Genomic DNA, 17,597 nt, shown 5'->3' with positions numbered 1-17,597 from the left:
GGCGAGCGAAGCGGCTCGCAATGGCGAAGGGCTGTGCTAACGGCCATCCATGGCCACCGACCTTGCCGCCCTCAGCACGCTTGAAGAGCGCCTTCGCTTCCTCGCCTGCCAGACCATCCACAATGCCAACCACGTGCGCGAGAGCGCGGACGGGCTGAAGGTCGGCGGGCATCAGGCATCGAGCGCGTCGATGGCGGCGATCATGACCGCGCTCTATTTCGACGCGCTTGGCCCCAACGACCGGGTCGCGGTGAAGCCCCACGCCGGGCCGATCCTCCACGCCATCCATTACCTGCTCGGAAGCCAGGACCGCGCGACCCTCGAGAATTTTCGCGGCTTCGGCGGCGCTCAAAGCTATCCCTCGCGCACCAAGGATCGAATCCCGGTCGACTTCTCCACCGGCTCGGTCGGCCTCGGCGTCGCAATCACCCTGTTCGCCAGCCTAGTCCAGGACTGGCTCTCCGCGCGCGGCGCCATCTCCGACGACTCTCGCGGCCGCTTCATCGCGCTGATGGGCGATGCCGAACTCGACGAGGGTAACATCTACGAAGCCCTGATCGAGGGCCACAAGCATGACGTCCGCAACCTGTGGTGGATCGTCGACTACAATCGCCAGAGCCTCGACGCGACCAGCCCCGATCGCATGTTCGAGCGCTTCGACGATATCTTCGCGACCTGCGGGTGGCGGGTCGAAACGCTGAAATACGGCCGCCTCCAGCGCGATGCCTTTGCGCAGCCGGGCGGCGAGGCGCTGCGCGCATGGATCGATTCCTGCCCGAACGTCGATTATTCCGCCCTCACCTACGGCGGCGGCGCGGCGTGGCGCGAACGCCTCCAGCGGGACTTCGCCGGCCAGCCCGACACCCTAAACATCATCGCCGCCCACGATGACGAGGCGCTGGCCCGCCTGATGACCAACCTCGGCGGCCATTGCCTCGAAACGTTGACCGAGGCCTTCCGCCGGTCGGGCGACGACCAGCCGACCCTGTTCATCGCCTACACGATCAAGGGCTTCGGCCTGCCCTTCGCCGGCCACAAGGACAATCACGCGGGACTGATGAACCCGGCCCAGTTCGCCGCCTACCGCGACAGCCTCGGCATCGCGCAAGGGCAGGAATGGGAACCGCTCGCCGGGCTTGGCGGAAACGCCCGCGCCGGCGCCGAAGCGTTGATCGCCGCCACCCGCATCCGCCGCAGCAAGGAGCCCCGCGGCTTTACCGGCTGGAAAGTGCCGGCCCTCCCCGCCCCATCGGGCGAGGAGCAGAGCACGCAGGCCGCCTTCGGCCGCATCCTCCTCGACCTCGCCAAGTCGGGCGATCCCCTCGCCGACCGGATCCTCACCACCTCGCCCGACGTCACCGTTTCGACCAACCTCGGCGCGTTCGTGAACAACCGCGGACTGTTCCACCGCCGCGGGATCAAGGACGTCTTCGCCGAAGCCCGCATCCCGTCCGCCCAGAAATGGGCCGCCAAGGACGCCGGCCAGCATGTCGAGCTCGGCATCGCCGAATCGAACCTGTTCCTCATGCTCGCCGCCGCGGGCCTGTCGGGCGACCTGTTCGGCCACCGCCTGATCCCGATCGGCACCCTCTACGACCCGTTCATTGCCCGCGGCCTCGATAGCCTCAACTATGCCTGTTACCAGGATGCGCGCTTCCTCCTGGTCGCCACGCCGAGCGGCCTGACCCTCGGGCCCGAAGGCGGTGCCCACCAGTCGATCAACCCGCCCCTCATCGCGCTCGGCCAGCCGGGCCTGCGCCATTACGAGCCCGCCTTCGCCGACGAGCTTGCCCTGTTCATGGGCGAGGCCATCCGCCTGATCGATGATCCTGCGGGCGAATCGACCTACCTTCGCCTGTCGACCCGCAGCATCGCGCAGCAACCGCGCGAGTCGTCCGACTGGCAGGCCGATGCGCTGAAGGGCGGCTATTGGCTGCGCGAACCCGGCCCCAACGCCGAAGCCGCCATCGTCGCCATGGGTGCGATCATGCCCGAAGCGCTCGCCGCCTTCGACGCCCTTCGCGACGACCTGCCGGGCCTCGGCCTCCTCAGCGTCACCAGTCCCAACCTTCTCCACCGCGGTTGGAGCGCGGCGCAAGCGGCCGAATGGCGCGGCGAGCGCCAGCCCAGCCACGCCGCCACCCTCCTTGCGCGCCTGTCGCCGACCGCGCGGCTTGTCACCCTGTGTGATGCCGCGCCCGCGTCACTCTCATGGCTTGGCGCCGTCCTCGGCCACCGCGTCGCCCCGCTCGGCGTCGACCGCTTCGGCCAGACCGGCAACCTCGTCGAACTCTACGGCGAATATCGCCTCGACGGGGAAGCGATCACCGAGGCGATGGCGGGGCTGCTACTTTGATCCGTTAGTCCCGAGCGAAGTCGAGGGACGGTGTCTCGACTTCGCTCGACACGAACGAGGTTGAGTGCTTAGGCTCTCCCCATGCCCGGACGCTATTATGACGAGTGGAAGGAAGGCGATCGCGTAGCCCACGCCCTCCGCCGCACGGTCACCGAGACCGACAACCTGCTGATCAGCACCCTCACCCACAATCCGCAGCCGCTCCACCTCGACGCCGAGGCCGCGGCCGAGACCGAATTCGGGCGGATCCTCGTCAACAGCTGCTTCACGTTCTCGCTTCTGGTCGGTGCGTCGGTCGCCGACACCACCGAAGGCGTACTCGTCGCCAATCTCGGCTTCGACGAGGTGCGCCTGCCTTCCCCTGTGTTCATCGGCGACACGCTGCATTTCGAAAGCAGCTGCCTATCCAAACGCGAAAGCAAGTCGCGCGCGACCGCCGGCCTCGTCACCTGGGAACATCGCGCGATCAACCAGCGTGGGCAAACCGTCTGCACCATGAAGCGCACCGCGCTGATCCAGAAGGCGCCAGCCGCATGAACGAGCCGCGCTCCTGGCTGTTCGTCCCCGCCGACAGCGAGAAGAAGATTTCGAGGGCGATCGAATGCCCCGCCGATGCGATCATCTTCGACCTTGAGGACAGTGTCGCCGCCGCCAACAAGGCCCTCGCCCGCGACCTGCTCCGCAACCTCCCCGCCCGCTCCGGCGGCGCGCAATGGTGGGTGCGGATCAATCCGCTGCGCACCGAGGACCACCGCCTCGACCTTGAACTGCTGGGGTCCGCCGACATCCACGGCCTTGTCCTCCCCAAGGCCGAAAGCGGCGCCGACATCACCGAGCTCGCGCACCGTTCGGGCTCGATCCCGATCCACGCCATCGTGACCGAAACCGCCGCCTCCCTGTTCGGCCTGCTCTCCTACCGCGACGTCAAGGACAGCCCGCTTTCCGCGATGAGCTGGGGCGCCGAGGACCTGTCCGCCGCACTCGGCGCCGCCTCCAACAAGGACCGCAAGGGCCGCTACACCGCCCCCTACACCCTCGCTCGCACGCTCACCCTCGCCGGCGCCCGCGCGGCGAACGTCCAGCCGGTCGATGGCGTATTCGCCGATTTCCGCGACGAGCCTGGCCTGATCGACGAGGCCCTCGACGCCGCCCGTGACGGCTTCACCGGCAAGCTCGCCATCCATCCGGCACAGGTCGGCCCGATCAATGCCGCTTTCTCCCCCACCCCCGACCAGATCGCCCGTGCGCGCGCGATCGTCGCAGCCTTTGCCGCCGAACCCTCGGCTGGCGTGTTGAGCGTTGACGGCCGAATGGTCGACAAACCCCATCTGATTCAGGCCCAGCGCACGCTGGGCCGCGCAGGAGAATAAGCATGCCGACCACCGCCAAGGGCTGGGGCACCGACGCCGCCGACCAGCCGCTTCGTGCCATGGAATTCGAACGCCGCGACCTTCGCGCCAATGACGTCGCGATCCAGATCACCCATTCGGGCATCTGCCACTCCGATCTCCACACCTGCCGCAACGACTGGGGCGGAAGCCGCTATCCGGTCGTTCCCGGCCACGAAATCGTCGGCACCGTCACCGCGGTCGGCCCCGACGTCACCAAGCATGCTGTCGGCGACACCGTCGCGGTCGGCTGCATGGTCGACAGCTGCATGGAATGCGACCAGTGCCTCGAAGGGTGGGAGATCTTCTGCCGCCAGGGCGCGACCCAGACCTACAACAGCAAGGACCGCCACGACGGCACCGTCACCAAGGGCGGCTATTCGGACCACGTGGTCGTCCGCGACCATTTCGTCTGCAAGGTCCCCGACGGCATGGACGTGAAGCGCGTCGCGCCTTTGCTGTGCGCCGGCATCACCACCTATTCGCCGCTTCGCCAGTATAACGTCGGCAAGGACACCAAGGTCGCGGTCGTCGGTCTCGGCGGTCTCGGCCACATGGGGGTCAAGCTCGCCGCCGCGATGGGCGCGCACGTCACCATGATCACCACCACCCCCGAAAAGGGCGAGGACGCCCGCCGCCTCGGCGCGCATGACGTGATCATCTCGACCGACGCCGAACAGATGAAGGCCGCGGCCACCCGCTTCGACTTCATCTTGAACACCATCCCCGTCAGCCACGAAATCGACGGCTATCTGCAGCTGCTCGGCCGCTCGGGCCGGATGGTGATCGTCGGCGCGCTGACCCCGATGCCGGGCTTCGTCGGCGCCAACCTCATCTTCTGGAACCGCGCGGTCGGCGGCTCCGCGATCGGCGGCATCCCCGAAACGCAGGAGATGCTCGAATTCTGTGCCCGCCACAACATCTACCCCGATTGCGAGCACATCAGGATCGAGCAGGTCAACGAAGCCTATGAGCGCCTGCTCAAGAACGACGTCCGCTATCGCTTCGTGATCGACATGGAGCAGAACGCCTGAGATGACCCCCACCGATCTCGCCGCGCTTCACGAGGCCCATGCCTCGGACCCCCACGCCTTCTGGCTGGATCGGGCGCGGCGGCTTCGATGGGAGCATTTCCCGGAGCGATCGGGCGACTGCTCGTTCGATCGCTCCGACTTCCACATCCGCTGGTATGAGGACGGCATCCTCAACCTGTCGGCCAATTGCCTCGACCGCCACCTGCCGGAGCGCGCGAACGATACCGCCCTCGTGTTCGAACCCGACGACCCGGGCACCGGCCACGCCGTCACCTATGCCGAGCTTCACGCCCTCACCTGCCGCTTCGCCAACCTCCTGAACGAGCGCGGGGTCGGCAAGGGCGACCGGGTGATGATCTACATGCCGATGATCCCCGAAGCGGCGGCGGCGATGCTTGCCTGCGCCCGGATCGGCGCGGTGCACAGCGTGGTGTTCGGCGGCTTCTCGCCCGAAAGCTTGGCCGGCCGGATCGACGATTGCGGCGCCCGCATCGTCATCACCGCTGACGAAGGCATGCGCGGCGGCAAGCGCATTCCCTTGAAGGCCAATGTCGACGCCGCGTGCGACCTGTCCGGCGCGATCGATACCGTCATCGTCGTCACCCGCACCGGCGGCGAGGTCGCCATGCGCGAAGGCCGCGACCTGCGCTGGGAAGACCACAGGGACCGCCTTTCCCCCGACTGCCCGGCCGAACCGATGGCGGCGGAGGACCCGCTCTTCATCCTCTACACATCGGGCTCGACCGGAAAGCCCAAGGGCGTGGTCCACACCACCGGCGGCTATGCCGTGTGGGTCGCCACCACCTTCGACTGGGTGTTCGAGCCCAAGCCCGACGACCTCTTCTGGTGCACCGCCGACATCGGCTGGATCACGGGCCACAGCTACACCCTCTACGGGCCGCTGATCGCCGGCACGCCCACCGTCATGTTCGACGGCGTGCCCACCTTCCCCGACGCCTCGCGGCTGTGGGAGACCATCGATCGCCTCGGCGTCACCATCCTCTACACCGCCCCCACCGCCATCCGCGCCCTGATGCGCGAAGGCGACGAGCCGGTCACATCGCACCGCCGCAGCTCGCTCCGCCTGCTCGGCACCGTCGGGGAGCCGATCAATCCCGAAGCCTGGCGCTGGTACCATGACGTGGTCGGCGACGGCCGCCTGCCCATCGTCGACACCTGGTGGCAGACCGAGACCGGCGGCGTCCTCATGACCCCGCTCCCCGGCGCGACCTCGATGAAACCCGGCAGCGCCACCGCCCCACTCCCCGGGATCGCGCCCCTGCTGGTCGATGCCGAAGGCCGCGAGATCCATGGCGACGACGTCAGCGGCAACCTCTGCCTGCGCGGTTCGTGGCCGGGCCAGATGCGCACCGTCTGGGGCGATCCGCAGCGCTTCATCGACACCTATTTCGCCACCTATCCCGGCCTGTATTTCACCGGCGACGGCTGCCGCCGGGACGAGGACGGCGATTATTGGATCACCGGCCGGGTCGACGACGTGATCAACGTCTCGGGCCACCGCATCGGCACCGCCGAAGTGGAAAGCGCGCTCGTCGCCCACCCCCTCGTCGCCGAAGCCGCGGTGGTCGGCGCGCCGCACGACCTGAAGGGCCAGGGCATCCACGCCTTCGTCACCCTCAACGCCGGCGAAGAAGGCGGCGACCACATCGTTCGCGAGCTCCACGCCGAAGTCCGCAAGCATATCGGCGCGCTCGCCATCCCCGAACGCATCCAGTTCGCGCCCGGCCTCCCCAAGACCCGCTCGGGCAAGATCATGCGCCGCATCCTCCGCAAGATCGCCGAAGGCCAGTTGGACCAGCTCGGCGACACCAGCACGCTGGCAGACCCCGGAGTCGTCGATGCGCTCGTCCGTGACCGTTGATCGCAGGGGCATCGTCGCGGCGGTGGCCGCGACTTTCGCTCTCAGCGGCTGCAGCGCGATCCAGCTTCCGTCGGGCACCGCGACGCTCGACCCCATCGCCTTCTTCACCGGCAAGTCGAGCGGCAGGGGCAGCCTCGATACGCTGATCGCCAGCCCGGTCGACGTCACGGTCGAAAGCGTCGGCACACCGGTCCCCGGCGGCCTCCGGCTGGTGCAGCGCATCCGCGAAGGATCGAAGCGCCCGCGCGTTCGCGTGTGGATCATCCGCAAGGGCGAGGACGGCGTCTACAGCGGTACCCTGACCGACGCGAAGGGCGAGGTGTGGATGCGCACGCAGGGTCCGATCGCCTCGATCACCTACCACACCCCCAGCGGGCTGCGCATCGATCAGCAGCTCGCGCTCCAGCAGGATGGCAGGACCATCCTCAACCGGCTCGAGGCGCGCCGGTTCGGAATCCGCCTCGCCGTGCTCAACGAGACCATCCGCAAATAGCCGCCGCCTAGCTTTGGCCGCACTTTTCCGTTAAGGGCCCGAGCCTTCCCATGGCTACTGTCCTTCCCACCCCGCCGCGTGTCGGCATGGTCAGTCTCGGCTGTCCCAAGAACCTCGTCGATTCCGAGCGCATCCTCGGCCAGCTCCGTTCGGACGGCTACCAGATGAGCCCGGACTATGAGGGCGCCGACGTCGTTCTGGTCAACACCTGCGGCTTTCTCGATTCCGCCAAGGAAGAAAGCCTCGAAGCGATCGGCGAGGCCCTGGCCGAAAACGGCCGGGTCATCGTCACCGGCTGCATGGGCCGCGAGGCCGAGGTCATCCGCGAACGGTTCCCGAACGTCCTCGCGATCACTGGCGCGCACGCCTACGAAGACGTCGTCGCCGCCGTGCATGACGCCGCCCCCGCGCCGCGCTCGCCTTATCTGGACCTTGTGCCGCAGGCGACGCCGCACCTCAAGCTGACGCCCAAACACTACAGTTATCTGAAGATTTCGGAGGGCTGCAATCACCGCTGCGCCTTCTGCATCATCCCGCAGATCCGCGGCGACCTCGTGTCGCGCCGCCCCGACGCGATCCTCCGCGAAGCTGAAAAGCTGCTCGCCCAGGGCACCCGCGAGCTTTTGGTCATCAGCCAGGACACCAGCGCCTACGGACTCGACCTCAAGCATGCCGCCTGGCCGTGGAAGGGCGACGACGTCCGCGCCCACATGACCGACCTCGCCCGTGCGCTGGGGCAGCTGCGCGCGCCCGACGGCACCAAGCCGTGGGTCCGCCTCCACTACGTCTACCCGTATCCGCACGTCGACCGGATCATGCCGCTGATGGCCGAGGGTCTCGTCCTCCCCTATCTCGACATCCCCTTCCAGCACGCTTCCCCCAAGGTGCTGAAGGCGATGCGCCGCCCCGCCAACGAAGCCCGCGTGCTCGAACGGCTGGTCCAGTGGCGCCGCGAAGTGCCCGACATTGCCATCCGCTCCTCCTTCGTGGTCGGCTTCCCCGGCGAAACCGAGGAGGATTTCGACTATCTCCTCCAGTGGCTCGCCGAAGCCCGCCTCGACCGCGTCGGCGCCTTCCGCTTCGAACCCGTCGAGGGCGCACCGGCCAATGATCTTCCCGGCCACGTGCCCGAAGAGGTCAAGGAAGAGCGCTACGCCCGCGTGATGGAACTTACTGCCCGCATCTCGGCCGAGAAGCTCGCCGCCAAGGTTGGCCAGACGCTCGACATCATTGTCGATGCGGTCGACCCGGAAACCGGCGGCGCGACCGGTCGCTCCAAGGCCGACGCGCCCGAGATCGACGGCGAGGTCCACCTCCGCGACGCCGGCCACCTGTCGGCCGGCGACTTCGCCACCGTGCTGGTGGAGGAATCGGACGAACACGACCTGTTCGGCGTTCCGCTTGAGGAGCAGGCACATGAGGCGGCTCGAGGGTAAATTCTGCATCGTCACCGGCGCCGCCCGCGGCATCGGCCTGGCGATCGCCCGGCGCTTCCACGACGAAGGCGCCAGCCTCCTCCTGACCGATGTCGACGCCGACACCGGAATCCCCGCCGCCGAGGCGCTCGGGGCCGACTTCCTCCTCCTCGACGTGCGCGAAGAAGAACATTGGGCCGAACTCGCCCGGCTCCACCCCGCCTGCGACGTCCTCGTCAACAATGCCGGGATCACCGGTTTCGAGCATGGGCCCGCCGCCCACGATCCCGAAAACGCCAGCCTCGCCGAATGGCATGCGGTTCACCGCACCAACCTCGACGGCGCCTTCCTCGGCTGCCGCTACGCCATCCGTGCGATGAAGGCGAAGGGCGACGGCTCGATCATCAATATCTCGTCGCGCTCCGGCCTCGTCGGCATCCCCGGCGCGGCCGCCTATGCCTCGTCCAAGGCCGCGATCCGCAACCACAGCAAGTCGGTCGCGCTCTATTGCGCTGGTCAGGGCTGGCGGATCCGCTGCAACAGCATCCACCCCGCCGCAATCCTCACCCCGATGTGGGAAGCAATGATCGGCGTTGGTCCCGACCGCGACGCGAAGATGGCGGCCATGGTGGCCGACACCCCCTTGAAACGCTTCGGCACCCCGGACGAGGTCGCCGCAATGGCCGCCTATCTCGCCGCCGACGAAAGCGCCTACGTCACCGGCTCGGAATTCCACATCGACGGCGGGCTCCTCGCCGGGTCCGCCGCCAGCCCCGGCGACTGACATCATAGCGCTCGACAGGGCGGCGCGCGGCCTTACTCTGGCCAGATGATCCGTCTCCTTGCCGCGTCGCTGGCGCTTGTCGCCGCTCCCCTTGCAGCCCAGCCGCTGTCGCCCGCCGAAACCGCCGCCGTCGACAGGCTGGTCGCCGACACGCTCAAGGATACCGGCGTCCCGGCGGTCTCGATCGCCATCGTCCGCGACAATCGCCTGGTGTACGCCAAAGCCTATGGCAAGGCGTCCGACACGCTTGGCGATGCCCGGCCCGAACAGCCTTACCAGATCGCCTCCATCTCCAAGCAGTTCACCGCCATGGCCGCGCTGCTGCTCGAGGACGAAGGCAAGCTCAGCCTTGACGACAAGGTCGCCAAATGGCTGCCCGGCATCACCGGCGGCGACCGCATCACCATTCGCCAGCTGCTCAGCCATACCGCGGGCCTGCAGGACTATTGGCCGCAGGATTACAGCTTCGCCGCAATGGAACGCCCCGCCCAGCCGCAGGAGATCATCGAGCGCTGGGCGAAGAAGCCGCTCGACTACGAACCCGGCACGCGCTGGCAGTACAGCAACACGGGCTATGTCGTCGCCGGCCAGATCATCGAAAAGGCCGCCGGGGAACCGCTGCTCGCCTTCATCCAGCGCCGCATCTTCCAGCCGCTCGGCATGAACGTCCGCAACCAGGACGACAACATGACCGCCACCTACCCGCAGGGCTATGAGCGCGCCGCGCTCGGTCAGGTGCGCCCGGTCGCCTGGCCTGGCCGCGGCTGGATGTATGCGACCGGCATGCTGGCGATGAGCGCGAGCGATCTTGCCAAGTGGAACATCGCCCGGCTGACCCGCACCGGCATGCCCGCGGAAGACTGGGCTACGCAGGAGACCCCTGTCCTCCGCACCGACGGCGCTTCCAATGGCTATGGCCTCGGTGTTTCCAATCATTGGGTGAGGGAGCGCAGAACTATCGATCACGGCGGCGCCGCCGTTGGCTTCCTGACCAAGAATGCCGTCTATCCCGATTCGCGCGCGGCGATCACGGTCCTCACCAACGCCGATTTCAGCGGCGCAAGCGGCAGCCTCCTCGCCGGGATCGAAAAGATCGTCCTTTCCACTCCCGATGCAGCAGTGGTCGCGGGCGACCGGATCGCCGACATCCGCGCGCTTTATTCGGGGCTCGTCTCCGGCAGGCTCGATCGCGCCCGGCTGACCGACAACCTCAACTATTACTTCAACGCGAACCGCACCGCCGATTATCGCTCCAGCCTTGCACCGCTCGGCACGCCGGAGATCACCGCCACCGGCGCGCCAAGCCTTCGCGGCGGCTTCGTCAATCGCTCCTACCGCCTCAAATATGCGACCCGCGAACTCACCCTCTCGACCTATGCCGAACCCGGCGAGAACGGCCGCTGGGAACAATTCATGATCACCCCCTAGGGGCCGCAGCGCGGGCGCGGGGCCGGGTCCGGACTGAACCCCGGCCCCTGCTCCCGCGTAGTGCCGGCATGAACAGTCCCGGCATCTTCCCAACCTTTTTCCTGTCGGGCTTCGAATGTTCGACCTTCGACTGGAAGGATCGCGGCCGCCGCGACCTGTCGGCGGAGCTCCAGCATTATTCCCACGCCGACGAAGACTATCGCATGCTGGCCGGGCTCGGCATCGGGGTCGCCCGCGAAGGAATTCCCTGGCCGCTCGTCGATCGAGGCAACGGCGACTATGATTTCTCGCTCATCGATCCCCTGCTCGACGCCCAGCGGCGCAACCGCGTGCTGCCGATCTGGGACCTCTGCCACTACGGCTATCCCGACGGCCTCGACCCGTGGAGCGACGCCTTCGTCCAGCGCTTCGCCGCCTATGCCCGCGCCGCCGCGGCGCATGTCGCCAGGCACGCCCACCACGGACCCCTCTGCTTCACTCCGATCAACGAGCCGACCTTTTGGGGTTATATGGGCGGCGAGTGGGGCTGGTGCGCGCCGCGCGGCCGGACCGCCGACGACCGCCGCCGCTGGACCGCCCAGCTCGCCACGGCCGACATCGCCGCGGTAAAGGCGATCCGCGCCGATCACCCGGACGCGCGCATGGTCCACATCGACCCCCTGATCTGGGTCGTCCCGCCGCGCGACCGCCCCAACCTTGCCGACGAAGCCCACCGCGAAAGCTACGACGATGCCTATCTCGCCTGGGATATCATCTCCGGCCAGAAGCGCCCCGAGCTTGGCGGCAGCGGAGAGATCATCGATATCCTCGGCTTCAACAATTACAGCTTCGGGCAGATGGAATATACCGGCGGCGGCAAGCCCAACCTGCCGCTCGAACCTGGCGACGATCGTATCCGTCCGCTCTGCTCGCTGATCGAGGAAGCCTGGGCCAAATATCGCCGCCCCTGCATCATCGCCGAAACCTCGGGCCTGTACGGCGGCCGCGTCGACTGGCTCAACGACCTGATGAACGAGGCGCTGGCGGCGGTGAAGCGCGGGGTCGACCTCCACGGCATCTGCCTCTTCCCGGCGGTCGACATGACCGACTGGAACACCGGCGAATGGCTGCACATGGGCCTCGCCGACGTCGAACCGCTCCCCAGCGGCGCGCTGATGCGCAAGCCCTTCCTTCCCTATTTAGAAGCGCTCCACCGCTGGCAGCGACGGCTGAAGCGCGTCACGGCGCTCGACGACGATCCCTTCGACACCGCGGTCGACCTTGGCGACGTGCGGGAGGCCGCGGAGCGTATCTCCGCCACGCCCGATGCCGACTGGCACTAAGCCGCGGCTTCCAGCGCGGTGAGCTTGTCGGCTAAGGCCATCGTCATGACCGATTTCGCCACCCTCCTCCGTCCCGATCGCGGCGGGCCTGCCCGCCTGCTCCACCTGGTCGACAGCGGGCTGCTTCCCGAATGGCTGAAGAACCAGGCGGGCCAGCGCCGCGCGCTGATCGAGGCCGCGCGGTTCGAGGGCAAGGCAGGGCAGCACCTCGTCATCCCCGGCCCCACGCCGGCCGCGGACTTCGACGTGCTGGTCGGGGTCGCCAAGCTGGGCGCACTCACTCCCTGGTGCCTCGCTGCCGCGGCCGAACGCCTGCCCGAAGGCACCTACCGCCTTGCCGGCGACATGCTTCCCGGCACCGCGGCGCTCGGCTGGCTGCTCGCCCACCACCGCCTCACCGCCTACAAGAGCAAGCCCGATGCCCCGACCGGCCCGCGCGTCCTGCTCAGCCCCGAGCCTGCCCGCGTCGATGAGATGGTTCGCCTGGCCGAAGCCACCGCGCTGGTGCGCGATCTGGTCGATACCCCCGCCGCCGACCTTGGCCCGGCCGAACTCGAACGCGCCGTGCGCGACTGGGCGAAGGCTGCGGGCGCGGAGGTCGAGGTGACCAAGGGCGACGCGCTCGAACAGGGCTATCCGATGATCCATGCGGTCGGCGCCGCCGCCCTCCCCGCCCGCGCCCCGCGGCTGATCGAGGCGCGCTGGGGCGACCCGTCGCACCCCAAGCTCGCGATAGTCGGCAAGGGCGTGGTGTTCGACACCGGTGGCCTCGACCTCAAGCCCGCGACCGGCATGCGGCTGATGAAGAAGGACATGGGCGGCGCGGCCCATGCACTTGCGCTTGCCCGCCTGATCGTCGCCGAACGCTGGCCGGTTCGCCTCCACCTCCTCATTCCGGCGGTGGAAAATGCCGTCTCGGGCGGTGCCTTCCGCCCCGGCGACATTCTTTCCAGTCGCCACGGCCTCACGGTGGAGATCGACAATACCGACGCCGAGGGCCGGCTGATCCTCGCCGACGCCCTGACCCGCGCGGGTGAAGAAGGCGCCGCCACCATCGTCGACTTCGCGACCCTGACCGGCGCGGCGCGCGTCGCGCTCGGCCCCGACCTTCCCGCCACCTTCAGCAATGACGAGGCGCTGGCCGCCGACCTCCTCGCCGCGGGCACCGACGTCGCCGACCCCGTGTGGCGCCTGCCGCTGTGGGACGGCTATGACGACATGCTGAAGAGCGATCTTGCCGATCTATCGAACAGCGCCGACTCGCCCTTCGCCGGCACCATCACCGCCGCCCTCTTCCTTCGCCGCTTCGTCCCCGAAGGCGTCGCCTGGGCCCACCTCGACACCTTCGCCTGGCGTCCCGCGCCGCGTCCCGGCCGGCCCAAGGGCGGCGAAGCGCTCGGCCTTCGCGCGGTTCACGCTGCGCTCCAGCGCCGTTATGTCTCGCGTTAACGCGGATTTTTCGTCCAAATTGCCACGGAGGCGCAACATTTCCTCTCCTCGCCGGTTAATCGGGCACGCTAGGCAGGCGAGGAGTTTCCATTCCCATGAGCGACGCATCGCTGAGCGGTTGGATGCGCGCCTTAGTGGCGTACGTGCGATCCGGAGCACCAGATCTCACCAACCGTCAGATGGCCCTTCTGATGATTGTCTACCTGACTCCGGGGCCGCATACCGTCCGCGGGCTCGCCCGTGTCCTTGGTGTTTCCAAACCCGTTGTCACCCGCGCCTTGAATACCTTGGGTGCGCTCGGCTATCTGCGCCGCGAACGAGACCAGGACGACCGCCGCAACGTGTTCGTCGTCCGGACCAGCAGCGGGGCGGATTTTCTTGAAGGGTTCAAGCGCAACATCCGGGGGAGCGAACGCGGTGGCGAGCGCAACGACGCCGACCGCCGACCGGCCCTCGGCCAGCTCGCCCACGCCCACCGCTGACGCGCCCGCCGGCGGTTATCCGCTGGACGGCCCGTCCACCCACCCCGATCCGCGCACCCACGCCTATCGCCAGGACCTGGCCGATATCGCGCTCGCGGGCACCGTCATCGCGTCCCATTATGCCGTCCCGCTCGAACGCCGCCTCACCGCGGCCTGCGCGCTTCGGGCTGCCCCCGGCGACACTGCCGACATCCTCGCCGAGCTTGAGCCGGGCGCCATCGTGCGCATCCTCGACAAGCGCGGCGGCTGGGCCTGGGGCTATGCCGGCGACCTCGTCGGCTATGTCCCCGCCGCTTCCCTGAGCGCATGAGGAAGGCGTTCTTCGCCGCTGCCGTACTCGGGCTGGTGGCGATTGCCGCCGCACTCCTGCTGCTGTGGCTGGGTGGCGGCGCCGCCAAGGCCGAGACGGTCACCGTCAAGGAAGGCTCGACCCTCACCAGCCTCTGCCCCGAACTCGACCGGCGCGGCCTCATTCCCGGCAATTGCACCACCTACAGGCTGTTCGCGAGGTTCCTCGGTTCGGGCGACGGAATCCAGGCCGGCGAATTCGAAATTCCCGCCGGCACCAGCGGCGCCAGGCTGCTCGACATCCTCCAGCACGGCTCCCCGATCCAGCGCCTCGTCACCATCCCCGAAGGCATGCCGAGCATCCTCGTCGCCGAGAAGCTTGCTGCCGTCCCCTATCTGACCGGCCCGGTGCCCGCCATCGCCGAAGGCTCGGTCCTTCCCGACAGCTACAGCTTCGAACGCGGCGAACCGCGCGCCGAGGTCGTCAGGCGCATGCAGGCCGCGATGACCCGCGCCGTCGCCGAGCTCTGGCCGGCCCGCAAGCCCGGCACCTGCCCGGTCGGCACGCCAGCCGAAGCGATCACCCTCGCCTCGATCGTCGAAAAAGAAACCGGCAAGGCCTCCGAACGCCGCGCCGTCGCGGGGGTTTATTGCAACCGGCTGCGGATCGGCATGAAGCTCGATGCCGACCCGACCGTCATCTACCCGGTGACCAAGGGCAAGCCACTCGGCCGCCGAATCCTTCGCTCGGAACTGGACGCCGACACCGGCTACAACACCTACCGCAGCCCCGGCCTGCCGGTCGGGCCGATCGCCAACCCGGGCAAGGCCAGCATCGCCGCCGTCCTCGATCCCGAGCCGCACCAGTTTATCTATTTCGTTGCCGACGGCACCGGTGGCCACGTCTTCGCCCGCACGCTTGCCGAGCATAATGCCAACGTCGCCAAGTGGTTCGCCATCCGCAAGGCCCGCGGCGAGATGTAGCGTCCCCTCGTCCCGGCGAAGGCCGGGACCTTTTGAGGCAGCAGCGCTATCTCATCCACGGTCCTCGCAATCGCGCGGACGACGCGGCCTAGATCGCCTTCATCACCAGGCTGGCATTGGTCCCGCCAAAGCCGAAGCTGTTGTTCAGCACCGCCTTCACCTCGCGCTTCTTGGCCACGTGCGGGACCAGGTCGACGCCTTCGGTCCCCTCGTCGGGCGTATCGAGGTTGAGCGTCGGCGGCACGATCTGGTCGCGGATCGCGAGGATGCAGAAGATGCTCTCCACCGCGCCCGCGCCGCCCAGCAAATGGCCGATCGCCGACTTGGTGCTGCTCATCGACGCCCCGCCAAGATCGTTGCCGAACACCCGCTTCGCCGCGGCCAGCTCGATCGTGTCGGCCATGGTCGAGGTGCCGTGGGCGTTGATGTAATCGATGTCGCCGGGCCCCATGCCCGCCTTGCGCAGCGCCATGCGCATCGCATTTTCCGCCCCGGCGCCGTCGGGATGAGGGGCGGTGACGTGATAGGCGTCGCCCGACAGACCATAGCCGACCACCTCGGCATAGATCTTCGCGCCGCGCGCCTTGGCGTGCTCATATTCCTCGAGCACCACCACGCCCGCGCCTTCGCCCATGACGAAGCCGTCGCGGTCCTTGTCATAGGGGCGGCTCGCCTGCTCGGGCCGGTCGTTATAGCTCATGTTAAGCGCACGGGCCTGCGCGAAGCCGGCCACGCCAATCGGGCAGATGGTCGCCTCGGCGCCGCCCGCGACCATGATGTCGGCATCGTCGTCGCGGATCATGCGCGCCGCGTCACCGATCGAATGCGCGCCGGTCGAACAGGCGGTCACCACCGCATGGTTCGGCCCCATCAGCCCGTACTTGATCGATACCTGGCCGGAGATGAGGTTGATCAGCCGCCCGTGGACGAAGTGCGGCGACACGCGCCCCGGTCCCTTTTCGGCGAGGACCAGGCTTTCGCTCTCGATCCCCGGAAGGCCGCCGATCCCGCTCCCGATCGAGCAGCCCGCGCGAAGCTTCATCGCATCGGGCATGTCGGTCAGGCCCGCGTCTTCCAGCGCCTGTCCCGCGGCATCGAGGCCGAAGACGATGAACGGATCGACCTGCCGCTGGATCTTGTGATCGACCCTTTTGCCCGGGTCGAAGCCATATTCATGGTCGGCCGGCTTCACCTCGCAGGCGATCTGGCACTTGTACTGGGAAGCGTCGAACCGCGTGATCGGCCCGGCGCCGCTCTTGGACGCGAGGATGTTCTTCCAGGCGGTTTCGACGTCCGCTCCAAGCGGAGTCACCAGACCCAGACCCGTCACCACGACACGACGCATAAGCTTTCCCTTTCAGCGGCCCGCGCTCAGGCCCACATACGAGAACAGGCCCGGCAGTAGCGCCGAGCCTGTTCCTGATTCCTCGGCAAACCCGTGGAGACGGGCTCAGCCCTGATGCTGGTCGATATAGTCGATCGCATCCTTGACGGTGGTGATCTTCTCGGCGGCGTCGTCCGGGATTTCGACCCCGAACTCTTCCTCGAAGGCCATGACCAGCTCGACGATGTCGAGGCTGTCGGCACCCAGATCGTCGATGAAGCTCGCTTCTTCCGTCACCTTCTCGGCTTCGACGCCCAGATGCTCGACGACGATCTTCTTCACCCGTTCTGCGGTCTCGCTCATCTCAACACTTCCCTTCCCTTGTAGCTTTGGCCAGTGCGTTAGCGAGACGCTGAAGCATTGCCAAGAGGATCAATCCATGGCGGCCCACCGCCCCCTGACCAGCGGTGAAGTCGCGATGGCCCAATCGGTGTTCGGCGCCACCCTCGATTACGCCCGGGTGCGGCTGGTGCGCGGCAAATGGTGGCCGTTCCAGCCGTGCGGCACCGCGATGGCGCCGTGCGGCCATATCCACTTCCACCCCGACGATCCCAACTGGCGCGATGACTTCAGCACCGCCGAATGGGCGTTGCAGGGCCTGTTCATCCACGAACTGACCCACGTCTGGCAGACCCAGCGCGCGGGCCGCTTCTACCTGCCGCTGATGCGTCACCCCTTCTGCCGCTACCGCTACACCTACCAGCCCGGCCGCCCGTTCCTTCGCTATGGCCTTGAACAGCAGGCCGAACTGGTCCGCCACGCCTTCCTGCAACGCCGCGGAATCCGCCCGGTCAGGTCCGCCGACCTTGCCGCGATCGAGGGAATTTTGCCTTTTTCCGCGCCTGTTCGACCTGTGGCCTGATCGCCACAGGCACTGCGCGAAGGCCGCAGTCTGGCACGCAACCCCT

General features: G+C 67.8%; 17 protein-coding genes. 15 read left to right on the top strand and 2 right to left on the bottom strand.

All coding sequences use genetic code 11. From position 1 onward, the window contains the following. The first annotated feature begins 49 nt into the window (after positions 1-49). The 14 genes from ABD729_RS08795 (at position 50) to mltG (ending at position 15,305) form a co-directional block, all read left to right on the top strand. Positions 50-2,356, top strand: a complete 2,307-nt coding sequence (locus tag ABD729_RS08795; protein ID WP_344709864.1) for a transketolase family protein — start codon at positions 50-52, stop codon at positions 2,354-2,356. An 81-nt stretch (positions 2,357-2,437) separates the two neighbouring features. Then, complete coding sequence (locus ABD729_RS08790) at positions 2,438-2,893, top strand: MaoC family dehydratase (RefSeq protein WP_344709863.1); 456 nt, start codon at positions 2,438-2,440, stop codon at positions 2,891-2,893. Next, a complete protein-coding gene (locus tag ABD729_RS08785; RefSeq protein WP_344709862.1) occupies positions 2,890-3,726 on the top strand; it encodes an HpcH/HpaI aldolase/citrate lyase family protein in 837 nt (278 codons plus the stop codon). The genes ABD729_RS08790 and ABD729_RS08785 overlap by 4 nt, the downstream gene beginning before the upstream one ends. A gap of 2 nt (positions 3,727-3,728) precedes the next feature. Then, positions 3,729-4,778: an NAD(P)-dependent alcohol dehydrogenase gene (locus ABD729_RS08780; protein ID WP_344709861.1), complete on the top strand. Its 1,050-nt coding sequence runs from the start codon at positions 3,729-3,731 to the stop codon at positions 4,776-4,778. 1 nt (position 4,779) lies between these two features. Next, positions 4,780-6,660 carry an acetate--CoA ligase gene (gene acs, locus ABD729_RS08775; RefSeq protein ID WP_344709860.1) on the top strand — a complete coding sequence of 627 codons (1,881 nt, stop codon included), beginning with the start codon at positions 4,780-4,782 and terminating at the stop codon, positions 6,658-6,660. Continuing rightward, the gene (locus tag ABD729_RS08770; RefSeq protein ID WP_344709859.1) at positions 6,650-7,153 is read left to right on the top strand and encodes a DUF3833 family protein; all 504 of its coding nucleotides are present in this window, start codon (positions 6,650-6,652) and stop codon (positions 7,151-7,153) included. Before acs ends, ABD729_RS08770 begins: the two co-directional genes overlap by 11 nt. Positions 7,154-7,203: 50 nt before the next feature. Then, positions 7,204-8,589: a 30S ribosomal protein S12 methylthiotransferase RimO gene (gene rimO, locus ABD729_RS08765; protein WP_344709858.1), complete on the top strand. Its 1,386-nt coding sequence runs from the start codon at positions 7,204-7,206 to the stop codon at positions 8,587-8,589. Beyond that, the gene (locus ABD729_RS08760; RefSeq protein WP_344709857.1) at positions 8,570-9,352 is read left to right on the top strand and encodes an SDR family oxidoreductase; all 783 of its coding nucleotides are present in this window, start codon (positions 8,570-8,572) and stop codon (positions 9,350-9,352) included. Before rimO ends, ABD729_RS08760 begins: the two co-directional genes overlap by 20 nt. Positions 9,353-9,397: 45 nt before the next feature. Continuing rightward, positions 9,398-10,780, top strand: coding sequence for a serine hydrolase domain-containing protein (locus tag ABD729_RS08755; RefSeq protein WP_344709856.1), 1,383 nt, complete (start codon positions 9,398-9,400; stop codon positions 10,778-10,780). A 68-nt stretch (positions 10,781-10,848) separates the two neighbouring features. Beyond that, entirely contained in the window at positions 10,849-12,102 is a 1,254-nt protein-coding gene (locus tag ABD729_RS08750) for a hypothetical protein (RefSeq protein ID WP_344709855.1), read from the top strand. A gap of 45 nt (positions 12,103-12,147) precedes the next feature. Next, positions 12,148-13,551 (top strand): leucyl aminopeptidase family protein, encoded by a 1,404-nt coding sequence (locus tag ABD729_RS08745; protein ID WP_344709854.1) that lies wholly within the window; start codon positions 12,148-12,150, stop codon positions 13,549-13,551. A 122-nt stretch (positions 13,552-13,673) separates the two neighbouring features. Beyond that, on the top strand, positions 13,674-14,033 hold the full coding sequence (locus ABD729_RS08740) for a MarR family transcriptional regulator (protein WP_344711384.1): 360 nt from the start codon (positions 13,674-13,676) through the stop codon (positions 14,031-14,033). Further along, positions 13,969-14,343, top strand: a complete 375-nt coding sequence (locus ABD729_RS08735; RefSeq protein ID WP_344709853.1) for an SH3 domain-containing protein — start codon at positions 13,969-13,971, stop codon at positions 14,341-14,343. The genes ABD729_RS08740 and ABD729_RS08735 overlap by 65 nt, the downstream gene beginning before the upstream one ends. Then, positions 14,340-15,305: an endolytic transglycosylase MltG gene (gene mltG / locus ABD729_RS08730; protein ID WP_344709852.1), complete on the top strand. Its 966-nt coding sequence runs from the start codon at positions 14,340-14,342 to the stop codon at positions 15,303-15,305. Before ABD729_RS08735 ends, mltG begins: the two co-directional genes overlap by 4 nt. A gap of 88 nt (positions 15,306-15,393) precedes the next feature. Here the strand turns inward: mltG and fabF are convergent, their stop codons facing one another. Beyond that, positions 15,394-16,650, bottom strand: a complete 1,257-nt coding sequence (gene fabF / locus ABD729_RS08725) for a beta-ketoacyl-ACP synthase II (RefSeq protein WP_344709850.1) — start codon at positions 16,648-16,650, stop codon at positions 15,394-15,396. 105 nt (positions 16,651-16,755) lie between these two features. Further along, positions 16,756-16,992: an acyl carrier protein gene (locus ABD729_RS08720; RefSeq protein WP_029940227.1), complete on the bottom strand. Its 237-nt coding sequence runs from the start codon at positions 16,990-16,992 to the stop codon at positions 16,756-16,758. 76 nt (positions 16,993-17,068) lie between these two features. Between ABD729_RS08720 and ABD729_RS08715 the strand changes: the two genes are divergently transcribed. Then, complete coding sequence (locus ABD729_RS08715; protein ID WP_344709849.1) at positions 17,069-17,551, top strand: vgr related protein; 483 nt, start codon at positions 17,069-17,071, stop codon at positions 17,549-17,551. Positions 17,552-17,597: the final 46 nt, after the last annotated feature.

It is taken from the genome of Sphingomonas humi (assembly GCF_039536725.1).
Taxonomy (GTDB): Bacteria; Pseudomonadota; Alphaproteobacteria; order Sphingomonadales; family Sphingomonadaceae; genus Sphingomicrobium; species Sphingomicrobium humi.
The sequence above is the reverse complement of the archived record's forward strand: the minus strand, read 5'-3'. Positions and strand labels throughout refer to the sequence as shown.